The following is an 11,981-nucleotide window of genomic DNA, read 5'->3' as shown; positions in this document are numbered from 1 at the left end:
GATGCTCTGAGGCCTGCTCGAAATCCCCGCCTTCATCGCTCAATTATCGTCATCTCACGCTAAAGCCGCCCTCATGGCACGCCTCCAACCAAGCCGCCAGCCGTCGAAGCAATAAAAAACGCCGCGGGCCAACAGCCCCGCGGCGTTCTTCATCGAGCCGGACAACCGTCGATCAGGCCGTCACGGCAGCCCGTCGCGGCGACACTGCCGACACCGCGAAGCTCACGACGATATTCGCGACGAGCGCGATCAGGCCGATATACAGCGGATAGTTCTCGTGGCCGAAATGCAGGCCATACACCGGCTTGAGCCCTTGCGAAATCGCGAGGCCCGTGCCGAGCACGATACCGACGAGCCAGCCGACGAACAGACCCGGCGTGTTCAGACGGCGCGTGTACAGCGTGAACACGATGGCCGGGAAAATTTGCAGAATCCACACGCCGCCGAGCAGTTGCAGATCGATCGCATACTGCGTCGGCAGGAACACGATGAACAGCAGCGCCCCGAACTTGACGACCAGCGAAACGATCTTCGCATTGGCTGCCTCCGCCTCGGGCGAGATGTTCGGCGACACCAGCGGACGCCACAGATTACGCGTGAACAGATTCGCCGCGCCGATCGACATGATCGCGGCCGGCACCAGCGCGCTGATCGCAATCGCGGCAGCCGCGAAACCGACGAACCACGACGGGAACAGCGTGCCGAACAGGGTCGGCACCACGTCGCTTGCCGACTTCACGTTCACGCCGGCGGCGATCGCCATATAGCCGAGCAGCGCGATCAGGCCGAGCAGCACCGTGTAGGCCGGCAGGAAGATCGCGTTCTTGCGCACCGTCTTTGCCGACGCCGACGACAGCACCGCCGTCATCGTATGCGGATACATGAACGCCGCGAGCGCCGAGCCGAGCGCGAGCGATGCGAACGCCGTGTACTGATTCGGCTTCAGCAGGATACCGGTCGCGCCGCCCTTCGCCTGGAAGTGCGCATCGGCCAGTGCGAACACGTGCCCATAGCCGCCGAGCTTCACCGGAATCAGCCATACCGCCGCGATCACGACGATATAGATCATGATGTCCTTGACGAACGCGATCATCGCCGGCGCGCGCAGGCCGCTTGCATACGTATAGAGCGCGAGGATCACGAACGCGACGATCAACGGCAATTCGCCGCTGACGCCGAGCCCCTTGATCACGACCTGCATGCCCACCAGCTGCAGCGCGATATACGGCATCGTCGCGACGATGCCGGTCAGCGCGATGGCCGCCGGGAACCACTTGCCGCCGTACTCGCCGTGCACGTAGTCGGCCGCGGTGATGTGGTTCTTCGCGTGCGCAACCTTCCACAGCTTCGGCATCACTGCGAACACGAACGGATAAACGATGATCGTGTACGGCAGCGCGAAGAAGCCATACGCGCCCACCGAATAAACGAGCGCGGGCACCGCGATCACCGTATAGGCGGTATAGAAATCGCCGCCGACGAGGAACCACGAAATGACCGTGCCGAACTGCCGTCCGCCGAGACCCCACTCGTGCAGCTGAGTCAGATCGCCGCGTTTCCAGCGCGCCGCAAAAAAGCCGATCACCGTGACGAGCACGAAGAACGCGATGAAGACCGTCATCGCAACCGGGTTCACAGGATTCAGATCGCTCATTTGAGACCTCGATACACGATGTAAATCAGCAGCGAGGTCAACGGCACCCACAGAAACTGATACCAGTAGAAGAACGGAAAGCCCGCGAGCGGCGGATGCGTGTCGTTATAGAACGGCAGCCACAGCAGCGCGATATAAGGGATCAGCAAAATGAGCCAGAGCCATGAACGGCCGGCCGAGGGGGAGGTCTCCACGAACGTCTCCTGAGTATTATCGACAGCGCGCGCGATGGCTCGTGGCCCGACGCGCAAATGCCCGGTTGCCTGAGGTCAGGCGGAAAATCGGGGAACATCGCACACTCGAGCGCCAGGCCTCGCGCGGCGCGGTATGCGACGGGCATGTAGTATTCGCCTTCGCGCGCCTGCTTTCAAGCGCGCAACTACGTAAGCCGTCTACGTAATATTACGTAGCCCGTTGACTGGCTTTTTTCAACGATGAAACTCAAAGCAAAGATAGTGCTGCTCGCGATCGTGCCCTTTCTGGCGGCGATCGCCAGCATCGAGACGGGCGTGCGCCGCGAAGCGACCGCACTCGCCGAGCGGCAGCACGCGACCACCCAGGCCGCGTACATGGCGAGTAAGGAGATCGAGCTAAAGCACTACGTCGAACTCGCGACGACTGCGATCGCGCCGCTCTACGAGGCCGGCGGCGACAACGCACGCGACGACGCGCTGCTGCGCACGCGTGCGCTCGCGGTGCTCGAAAAGATGAATTTCGGCGAGGACGGCTACTTCTTCGTGTACGACCTGCACGGCCGCACGCTGATGCATCCGCGCGAGCCGGATCTGGTGGGTCGGGATCTGTGGTCGTTGCGCGATAGCCATGGCACGCCGACGATCCAGCAGCTACTCGCCGCAGCCGCGCGCGGCGGCGGCTATGTGCGCTATCTGTGGCATCGGCCGTCGACCGGCAAGGAGGAGTCGAAACTCGGCTACGTGGTGCCGCTCGAACGCTGGGGCTGGATGCTCGGCACCGGCATCTATCTCGACGACGTCGACACGACGCTCGCGCACATCGACGGGGAGGCCGCGGCCAATATCGATCGCACGATGAAGTGGATCGACGCGATCGCGGTGGCTGGCCTCGCGGTCATTGCGCTGTGCGCACTCGTGCTGAACGTGACCGAATATCGCAGTGCCGACGCGAAGCTGAAGCGGCTCGCGCAGCAGGTCGTCGAGTCGCAGGAAAACGAGCGAGCGCGCCTGTCGCGCGAATTGCACGACGGCATCAGCCAGATGATGGTGTCCGTGAAGCTGCTGCTCGAATCGGCGCTCGCGCGGCTCGAACGCGGCGACGCACGCGTGCCCGCCGCCGAGGCCGCCCTGTCCACCGGACTCACGCGGCTCGGCGATACGCTGCGCGAAGTCCGGCGCATTTCTCATGCGCTGCGTCCGTCGATGCTCGACGATCTCGGCGTCGCGGCCGCCCTCGAACAACTGACGCGCGAACTCGGCGACGAGTCCGGCATCGCGATCGGCTTCACGCAGATCGCGCATACGCATGCCGCCACGTTGCCCGACACGGTCAACACCGTGCTGTTTCGCATCGCCCAGGAAGCGCTGACGAACATCGTGCGACATGCGCAGGCGTCGAGCGCGGCGCTTGCGCTCGAGGTTTCGCGCGATGCGGTCACGCTGACGATCTCCGACAACGGCCGCGGCTTCGACGTGACCGAAGCATTCGTCGGCGGACGTGAAGGTGTCGGCCTGCGCAACATGCGCGAACGGCTCGAAGCGCTCGGCGGCACGCTGTCGCTGAACTCGCAGCCGGGGCACACCGTCGTCGCCGCGCGCGTGCCGCTGCCCACGACGCATGCAACGGTGCCGTCCCTGCAGGAACTCTCATCATGAACGACACGACCTCTCCTTCCATCGCGCGTCTGCTGCTCGTCGACGATCATCCGCTCGTGCGCGACGGTCTGCGCGCACGGCTCGAAGCAGTGCGCCACTTCGAAGTGGTCGGCGAAGCGGGCGACGCGCAGCAAGCGCTCGCGCTGGCCGAACGACAGGCGCCGCATCTGGCGCTGATGGATGTCGGCATGAAAAGCGGCATGAACGGCATTGCGTTGGCGGGCCTCTTTCACGAGCGCTTTCCGGCGATTCGTGTGCTGATGCTGTCGATGCACGACAACCTCGAATACGTGACGCAGGCGGTGCGCGCGGGCGCGAGCGGCTACGTTCTGAAGGATTCGCCGGCGCTCGAAATCATTCAGGCGATCGGCGCGGTACTCGACGGCAAGACGTTCTTCAGCGCGGAGATCGGTGCTCGACTGATCCAGGCGTCGGCGACGCAATCGCCTGTCGAACGCTTGACGCCGCGCGAGCGCGACATTCTCGATGCGCTTGCCGAGGGACTGTCGAGCAAGCAGATCGCGCAGCGCAACGATCTGTCGGTGCGAACCGTGGAGACGCATCGGCTGAATCTGAAGCGCAAGCTCGATATCGAAGGACAGGCCGAGTTGATCAAGTTCGCGGTCGAGAACCGGCGCAACAAGCGTTGAGGTTCGCGGGCGCGCGATAATGAGCTGTCCACACCTGGAGCGACCACGGCATGAAGCGCGTGTTCGAACTGAGTCTTGCCGGTCTGATGATTTGCGTGGCCACGGCTCGCGTTGATGGCGAACCGGCGCGCTTCAATCGCGGCCACGATCCATTCCTGCAGATATCCAAAGCGATCGCCGATTGCCCAACTCCGCTTGGCCCATTCGAAACCGAAAAGGAATGGCTCGACGATAGCCATTACAGAATCGAACGCGGCAATAGCTGCTGGATCGAAGGCCGTTGCCGTTTGCCGAACGCGTATCTGTACGACGCGGAAATCGCCGAAAGCGTGCAACGGCGTCTCGCGAATCTGAACGTCGCGACGCACTGGCGCGAGCAATCGACGCTATGGCTCACGCTGCAACGCCGCTTTATCTACGTCGAAGGCTGCGTCGCGCCGGGCTTCGACAAGAAGACTTTCCTCACCGAACTCGCCAAAACGGCGGACGTCGAGCGCGTGATCGACAACACGATCACCGATCCTCACGCCGCGCAGTTGCCTTACCGCACCCAGGCGGACCCGGACAAGCCCGTGCTCAATCCGGGCAATTAGCGCGGTAGTCTCGGCTACTCCGACATCCACGCGTTCGGCGGCGAAATCAACACGCCCAATCTCGATGCGCTGGTGCAATATCCTCGCGCTGCCGTGAGCGGTGCATCGACTATATCGACACCAGTTGGCGCTGATCGAACGCAGCATCGCGCAAGCGCTCACACGACGCCGGCTCGACGACGGCGCGCGTCAAGCAAGTTGTCGCCTCACTCATGCAGCCAGAGGCTGTTTATTTGCGCTGATCGACGCCATCTCGACGACTGAGTCGCGTTCGGGGTTAAGCGTCACGGCACCAACCGGTGTCCAGTTGCGCGTGTGGCGCGACCAGCGGGCCGGATTGCGCTCGCGGGCCCTCTCGTACAGTGCATGCCGAGCGGCGAGAAGCGCACGATCGTCACCGGCGTGACGCTGCGCAGGCGTCACGTAGCGGATGCCACTATGACGATGCTCGAAGTTGTACCACTGCACGAAGCCGGCAGCCCAGGTGCGAGCAGCGTTCAGGTCCTCGAAGCCTGTGACCGGAAACTCCGGCCGGTACTTCGCGGTTCGGAACAGCGCCTCGGCATAGGCGTTGTCGTCGCTGACCCGGGGGCGCGAGTACGACGGCTTGATGCCCAGCCAGTGCAGCATCGCCAGCACGGTAGTGGCCTTCAGCGTCGCCCCGTTATCGCCGTGCAGCACCGGCCGGGCCTCAAGGGCGGCAATGCCTTCGGAGAGCGCCGTACGACGTACGAGATGAGCAGCGTGTTCGGCCGCGTCGCTGTCGTGCACCTCCCAGCCGACAATCTTGCGGCTACAGGTCCAGAATTAGGTATAGGTGGAACCATCGACCTGTTACCGTTGCCGGCAGAAACGTCATGTCCCAGCACCACACCTGGCGCGGCGCCGTTGCGACGTGCGTGGTCGGCGGCCGGCCGCTCGAAGGAGTTCTGGCACGGCCACGGCGCCTCATCTGCCCATGCTCGCGCAGCACGCGTGCAAAGGTCGATTCGCTGGCGATATACACGCCTTCGTCAGCCAGCATCGGCACGATGCGCGCCGGTGGCATGTCGGCAAAGCGCGGCTCGCTGGCTACGCGCAGCACGTTTTCCCGCTCCTGCGGGCTCAAGGTGTGCGCGGGCAGCAGGCGCATCGCGCCGGGCCTGGCGTCGCCAGTGACGAGCCCTTGATTGGCCCTCCAGCGCTGCAGGGTACGCACGTCGATTCCGGCCACCTCGCAGGCCAGGCGCAACCGTGCGCCAGCCAGTCTTGCCGAATCGATTTCCCGGGCCAGGAACTGGCGATCTTCGAGGCCGATCATTCGTCCTCGCCCTTGTCCGTGTTGAAGATCGCCCCGAGTTTTTTTGAAAGAACCAGCAATGCGGCTGCCTCGGCCAGTGCTTTCTCCTTGCGCCGCAGTTCGCGTTCCAGTTCCTTGATGCGACGCTGGTCCTGCTTCGTCTGCTGTGGACTCGCACGGGCCTCTTCGGGCTCGGCCAGCGCCTGCGTGGCCGCTTGCCGCCACTGCGCCAGTTCCTGCGGATACACGCCATGCTCGCGGCACCACGCATTGCGGGCCGTCTCGTCCATCGCTGCCGTGCTCAACACCGCTTCGAAACGCGCGGCCGCTGTCCATGCCCGCTCGCGAGCGGGCATGGACAGCGCATCACTGCGCCAGCGCTCCAGCGTCTGCGCGCCCACACCGATCTCTCGCGCAACCTCTTCCACTGATGCGCTCTCCGGCGGCAGCAACCGCGCCACTGCCCTGTCCTTGAATGTCTTTCCGTAACGCGCCAACTTGTTCTCTCTTTATCGCCCCCAGATTCCAATTTTATCCAGGCGACAACCATTGTGACGCGGGGGGACGACCGTCCGGTCACGCAGCAACTGCGCGGCTTTGCCAATGCGTATCAACACGCAAAGGCGCGCCTCGTCGATGTGGCTGCCGTTGAACGCCGCAACGGCAAGCGAGCAGTGCGCCCCGACGTCGAGGCGTATCTGAGCAGCGCCGTTCACTGATCCGTCGGCGCTTCGTCTCGTTCGCACCGGCATTCAAAGCTGCGTGTCCAGTAGCCGCACGAATTTTTCGACGAGCTTCTCGGTGAACGAACGCCGCGTCCATGCTTCGAGCGTGACGCGCTTCGACTTCGCGATGTCGTCGTCGAACGCGGCGGTCTGCTGCGTGGCGAAATCACGGTCGTAGATGTTCAGGTTCGCTTCGTCGTTCAGCTTGAACGAGCGGCTATCGAAGTTCGTCGAGCCGACCGACACCATGTACTCGTCGACTACCAGCAACTTGCAATGGAACATGGTCGGCTGGTACTCGTAGATCTCGACGCCCGCTTTCAGTAGATCGCCCCAACACGCGCGCGACGCTTCGCGCACCGTGTGCGTGTCGATGCGTTTGCCCGGCGTGACGATCTGTACTTTCACGCCGCGTTTCGCGGCTTCGACGATCGCGTTGATGGTGAGCTTGTCGGGCACGAAGTACGCGCTCGCAAGCTGCAAACTGCGCGTGGCGGCGGTGATGGCCATCAGATACATCAACTGCATGTCGTCACTGCCGCCCGACGGCGAACTGCTGAACATATGCGCGAGACCCTGGCCCGCTCCTTTCGGCTCGGCATCGATGTGCGGAAAATACTCAGGACCGTGCAATACGCTGCTGGTCGCCTTGATCCAGTTGTCCATGAACACGGCCTGCATATGGCCGACCACTGGACCCGTCACGCGAAAATGCGTATCGCGCCAATGCTTTTCGTCCTGCGCGTTGCCAGTCCACTCCGGCGCTATGCCGACCCCGCCGGTAAAACCGATCCGGCCGTCGATCACCAATAGTTTGCGGTGCGTACGGTCGTTCATGCGACCGAGTCCGGTCCAATGCGGCTTGTGATACCTGACCACTTCGGCGCCGGCCTCCCGCAGCAGTTGCAGATAGTGCCGATCCATTTTCGACGAACCGACCCAGTCGAGCAGTACATGCACGGCGACACCTTCGCGCGCCTTATCGGCCAGCGCACGCGCAATCTGTCCGCCGATCTCGCCAGACCAGTAAATGAACGTTTCAAATGTGATGGTTTCGCGCGCCGACCGAATGCCCTCGAGCATCGACGGAAAGATCTGGTCGCCGTTGAGCAGCATCTCGAAGCGATTACCCGGCACCACGGGTGGACCGAGCAATAAACCCATCGAACGAAGGAATTGCGGATCTTCGCTCTTATAAAGCCGCTCGATTCTGTGTTCTATTTTCTTCTCGCCGCTCGACAGATTGGCGATCAGGAGAACGATCACGAGCGTGACGAACGCGGTAATAGAAATGGTCAGCATGCGTGGCCTCGATGGCAGGCGGCGGGTCACGGCATACGACTCCCGCATCCGGCGGGGGAATGCCGCACTCGTGCCTGGCTTTCACTATCAGCACGTCATGCACGGCGCGTGCCCGGATCAGGACCGCGCCTTGCTTTCTGGTTCCAATGCTTTATCTGACCAAAGCAAACGCCTCGCGGCTTGCGATTTCGCCCGCGCCGAATACGCCGATGACCGTATAGTCCGACGCCACGCATTCGAACGTCGATGCCTGAAACGTAATGACGAAATGCCGCCGCGCCGGTGCCTCGGGAGCAATGGCGACGGAGTCTGTCGCCACGGCGGCAATCTCGGCGCACAACGACGAATTGACGACTTCATGCACCGCGCAGCCGACGAGACCTTGGGCCGCGAGCGGATGAATGGCGAGATCGTCACCGCCCGGCGGCCCGAGACGGTGAAAGATGGCGTCGGCGAACAGCACCGCGCAAAAAGGATCGTCGTCGGGATCGAATGGCCCGAACCGTTCAAAGTCCGACTCCGCAATCGGATAAGTGAGGATCACGCGGCGATCGCTGGCGACGATGAATGGTTCGGCGGCATCGGCTGCCGGATGAGGAGCGGAGTCCAGCAGGAAGACCTGATCTTCCTGCCGGGGTGCATCGAACGTGCTAACCATCTACTTCACGACTCCACGGCTATTACGCGCTTGCTTGCGTCTCTGGCGTTTGGGGAGCCGCCGCGACGGGTGCGGCCGTACTCTTTGCAGCAGCCTTGCGCGCCGGTGCTTTTCTTGCCGCCTTCACAACGCTTTTGCGGCCGGCGGTCTTCTTCACTGCGGCTTTCCGGCTTGCCGGAGTTACCTTTTTGGCTGCGGTCTTTTTCACGGCCGTCTTGCGCGTTGCTTTTTTCGCCGCGGTCTTCTTGCCTACCGCACTCGCGGTCGCTTTCGCCTGGCTGCTCTTTGCCGCCGTTTTCGCCGCTTTCGGAGCGGCAGCCATGCTCGCGCCATCGATCAGGAATTTGCTGCGGTCCTTGACGGCCGCGAGCCATGCCGGCGCCGGACCGCGGCCGCTCCAGGTCGCGCCGGTTTTCGGATTCAGGTACTTCGGCGGCTGGGCGCCTTTCGGCTGTCCTTTGCCGCCCTTCGCGGAGGGAGCAGCCGCGGGCTTGCTTGCGCTCGCAGCGTCGATCAGGAACGCCGTGCGGTCCTTCACGCCGGCGATCCAGCCAGGCGCGCGGCCGTGCCCCGTCCAGGTCGCGCCGGTTTTGTGGTCGCGATACTTCGCCGGGGTTGCCGACCTGGCGGCTTTGCTCGTGCCCGCAGGTCTTCCGCGACCCGCCGGATTGCCATTCAGACCTTGCGCGGCACGTCGTGCCTTCGCCTGTGCTTCGATATCGGCAGTCGTGAGACCGTGCTTGAGCATCAATTCGCGAATCTGGTCGACCGCGGCTTGTGCTTTTCTGGCAATGAGAACGTCAGCTTGCTCCTGGAGCTTCTTAAGCTTGGCTTGGATTTGCTCTAACGAAGGCATTTGATTGCTCCTTATGTGGTAATCGTCGAACTATGCCATGAATGACGGAAGAAAGGCAGTGTATTGACCTATCCCGAGCTTCAATACATCGATACGAGCACCGATGCGGCGTTCAAATGACGAAGCTTTCAGGTTTTTTACCGGGTCATCGAAGCTTTCTTCCTTTTCCTTCCCACCTGATTCTTCTTTTTCATTTCGGTTCCACCACCACTCAGATAGGTGTAAAAACGACGACCTGGCGATCGGCAATGTACCTCACACTCCGTATGAAGCGGTAGTGTTGACCGTCCGCCGTTATCCGGTTCAGGCCCAGGCGGGTCAGTACCAGCATTTCATCTGCCTGGAAAGCGTCGACGACGCCGGAATCCGTTAAATCCTCCAATGCCCCGGATGGATTTCCGACATAAACGCTGCGCGCCTGCTTGCCGATCCGCATCACGACCACGCTTTTTCCCTCGTCGAGCGCCAATTCGAGAAAGCTCGCGAGCGTGCGCAACGACTCCGGCGTACAAGTCCTGGTCTGATAGATCGCTGCATTCGATGGCGTCATTTGTGTTTCCCCGTCATCCGCATCGGCGACAGAAAGGGGCGCCGCCGTGCTTTCTGGCATTAGTCGCTTCTACTATAGCCAGGCCTTTGGATATTCAAAGGAGAGTAGTCCACTTTTTATTTGAAAACGGACTTTTTTCGTGGCCCGCTATAGCGAACGGATTCAAGCATGCGCGAAACGCCACTGACGACGCGTGCAAAGACACGGCCCCGGCTCCGGTAACGTGCCGTTACGATCTTGCAGCACCTGTTGCTCCTGTACCGGCCAAGTCCATTTACACTTCGTCTCCGTGCCCAGCGGCGGACGTATGGCCAATAGAGAGTCCTTTGTCAGCCGCCATGCTCGCGGCGGCTATTGAAATGGACGCCGGGCCACCCTAATTCCGATCCACTCAAACACGATGGTACTTGCAATGAAAGCTGGTTTTATTCAGATCGCCCTCGGGGCAATGGCAGTCTCGTTGGCAATGGCCGGTACCGCGAACGCGGCCGGTTGCCTGAAAGGAGCGGTAGTGGGCGGCGTCGCCGGGCACTACGCGGGACATCATGCGGTGGTCGGCGCGGTCGGCGGCTGTATCGTCGGACGGCATATGGCCAAAAAGCACGCCGAAGAACAGCAGGCGGCGACTCAGGCTGCGCCGCATCAGCAAGCCCGAATGCAGTGACTGGAGAATTCGGGCGCCGCCGCAAACGTTCGCACGCGCCCTGCTCCGATCACTTAGGCAATGCGTAATCCGCGCGCGGGCAAGATCTCCTGAGTGGTCACGAAACGGTGCTGTTTGACCGCGTCGTGAAAGAGCCGGTAGTCGCTCTTCTCGAAGGCGGTCGTCCACTCCGGTCTGTCCCCGGTGTCGTCATCGCACAACAAACCGGTGGCCTGGTACTTCCACGATCCTTGTCCTTTGGCGATATAGCCGGGCACGGGTTCTTTCAAACCTGGAATACGGCCTGCATTCACCCATTCGCAAACGGTTCTCAGACGCAGGTTGTCGTCGGGTTCGCGGTTCGTATCGAGCAGCCGGGTCAGTGCGTCTTTAACGTCGTCCGGCATGCCTGGATGGTTTTCGAAATCTTCGCGTCCGGCCAGATAAGCTCGCACGACACGACAACTCATGTCCGCCGCCTGCACGAAATCCGGCAAATTATGTCGCGAGATGAAGTGATTGCGGCCGTCGATGTAATGCCAGCGCGCCCATGGCTGGTCGGGATAATGCAACGCGGCGCCATGGCCGACCGGCAACGCGATCGTCAGAACGTCCTCCTCGACATGCTCGATCAGATGCGCGACCGCTAGTTCGAGGCTCGCGAGCCAGCCTTTGCGCGTGCAATCCTGTGCCTCGAGAAGATGCACGCGATTCCACGGGCTTTCGATGCCCGCGAATCCCTGGTGCGCCCACGTATCGACATAGGTATGAAGCGTCACGCCGAGCCGGTGCAACGCGGTCTCCGAATCGCGCTGCCGGATCGCGCGCCGCACGACTTCGCGCGCAACTTCACTGTCGGGCCGGCAAACCGCCTTTTCCTCGAGACTTTCACCCTCGCCAGCCGGCAGAAAATGGAACGGCGTCCACACGAGCCGGTTCTGGTCGTTCTCGGTATTGGCGTAATCGAATAACTTGTGCGCGGTCGCGAATCGCTCGAATGTCTCGCCGCCTTTGAACCGCAGTATGCCGCTCGTCGTTGCGTCGTCGACATATTGGCAGGCATGCGCGATGGTTTGCGCATCGCCGGCCGTCATGCCGCCGACGCGCGCGGCAATGTAGACCACGCCGTAATGAAAGTCGATGTTCATGGCAAGCGCTCCTGGCGCGCGTAATCACGGCCGGTTCGTGGCCGGCGATAGGGCGAGACGAATAGAGGGAGCT

General features: G+C 62.2%; 12 protein-coding genes and 1 pseudogene. 5 read left to right on the top strand and 8 right to left on the bottom strand.

The window, feature by feature from the left end; all coding sequences use genetic code 11:
* Positions 1-172 precede the first annotated feature (172 nt).
* Together mctP and OKW35_RS23595 are read right to left on the bottom strand one after the other, a co-directional pair.
* On the bottom strand, positions 173-1,654 hold the full coding sequence (mctP, locus tag OKW35_RS23600; RefSeq protein WP_184064201.1) for a monocarboxylate uptake permease MctP: 1,482 nt from the start codon (positions 1,652-1,654) through the stop codon (positions 173-175).
* Positions 1,651-1,848, bottom strand: coding sequence for a DUF3311 domain-containing protein (locus OKW35_RS23595; protein ID WP_090807102.1), 198 nt, complete (start codon positions 1,846-1,848; stop codon positions 1,651-1,653). Before OKW35_RS23595 ends, mctP begins: the two co-directional genes overlap by 4 nt.
* 240 nt (positions 1,849-2,088) lie before the next feature.
* Between OKW35_RS23595 and OKW35_RS23590 the strand changes: the two genes are divergently transcribed.
* From OKW35_RS23590 to OKW35_RS23580, 3 genes are read left to right on the top strand one after another with little or no spacing between them, the layout of a single operon-like run.
* Entirely contained in the window at positions 2,089-3,504 is a 1,416-nt protein-coding gene (locus OKW35_RS23590; protein ID WP_429291581.1) for a cache domain-containing protein, read from the top strand.
* Positions 3,501-4,154: a response regulator gene (locus tag OKW35_RS23585; protein WP_184046652.1), complete on the top strand. Its 654-nt coding sequence runs from the start codon at positions 3,501-3,503 to the stop codon at positions 4,152-4,154. The genes OKW35_RS23590 and OKW35_RS23585 overlap by 4 nt, the downstream gene beginning before the upstream one ends.
* Before the next feature lie 50 nt (positions 4,155-4,204).
* Positions 4,205-4,747, top strand: coding sequence for a hypothetical protein (locus tag OKW35_RS23580; RefSeq protein WP_429553265.1), 543 nt, complete (start codon positions 4,205-4,207; stop codon positions 4,745-4,747).
* 210 nt (positions 4,748-4,957) lie between these two features.
* On the opposite strand, the pseudogene OKW35_RS23575 reads toward OKW35_RS23580, so the two are convergent.
* A pseudogene (locus OKW35_RS23575) lies at positions 4,958-6,523 on the bottom strand (IS3 family transposase).
* A gap of 54 nt (positions 6,524-6,577) precedes the next feature.
* Between OKW35_RS23575 and OKW35_RS23570 the strand changes: the two are divergent.
* Positions 6,578-6,745, top strand: coding sequence for a hypothetical protein (locus OKW35_RS23570; protein WP_429553264.1), 168 nt, complete (start codon positions 6,578-6,580; stop codon positions 6,743-6,745).
* A 33-nt stretch (positions 6,746-6,778) separates the two neighbouring features.
* Here OKW35_RS23570 and cls read toward each other — a convergent pair whose 3' ends face one another.
* The 4 genes from cls to OKW35_RS23550 form a co-directional block, all read right to left on the bottom strand.
* Entirely contained in the window at positions 6,779-8,053 is a 1,275-nt protein-coding gene (gene cls / locus OKW35_RS23565) for a cardiolipin synthase (protein ID WP_429353128.1), read from the bottom strand.
* 151 nt (positions 8,054-8,204) lie between these two features.
* A complete protein-coding gene (locus OKW35_RS23560) occupies positions 8,205-8,711 on the bottom strand; it encodes a hypothetical protein (RefSeq protein ID WP_429492586.1) in 507 nt (168 codons plus the stop codon).
* Positions 8,712-8,733: 22 nt separating this feature from the next.
* A complete protein-coding gene (locus OKW35_RS23555) occupies positions 8,734-9,567 on the bottom strand; it encodes an H-NS family nucleoid-associated regulatory protein (RefSeq protein ID WP_429553263.1) in 834 nt (277 codons plus the stop codon).
* Between the two features lie 211 nt (positions 9,568-9,778).
* Positions 9,779-10,117, bottom strand: a complete 339-nt coding sequence (locus OKW35_RS23550) for a hypothetical protein (protein ID WP_090807114.1) — start codon at positions 10,115-10,117, stop codon at positions 9,779-9,781.
* A gap of 412 nt (positions 10,118-10,529) precedes the next feature.
* Here OKW35_RS23550 and OKW35_RS23545 point away from each other — a divergent pair, with 412 nt between their 5' ends.
* Complete coding sequence (locus tag OKW35_RS23545; RefSeq protein WP_429553262.1) at positions 10,530-10,781, top strand: hypothetical protein; 252 nt, start codon at positions 10,530-10,532, stop codon at positions 10,779-10,781.
* Positions 10,782-10,834: 53 nt separating this feature from the next.
* On the opposite strand, the gene OKW35_RS23540 is transcribed toward OKW35_RS23545, so the two are convergent.
* Positions 10,835-11,908, bottom strand: a complete 1,074-nt coding sequence (locus OKW35_RS23540) for a DUF6765 family protein (RefSeq protein ID WP_187611192.1) — start codon at positions 11,906-11,908, stop codon at positions 10,835-10,837.
* Positions 11,909-11,981 lie beyond the last annotated feature (73 nt).

The sequence above is a fragment of the Paraburkholderia sp. MM5477-R1 genome, assembly GCF_050436385.1.
Taxonomy (GTDB): Bacteria; Pseudomonadota; Gammaproteobacteria; order Burkholderiales; family Burkholderiaceae; genus Paraburkholderia; species Paraburkholderia tuberum.
This window is presented reverse-complemented; position numbering and strand designations above follow the sequence as displayed.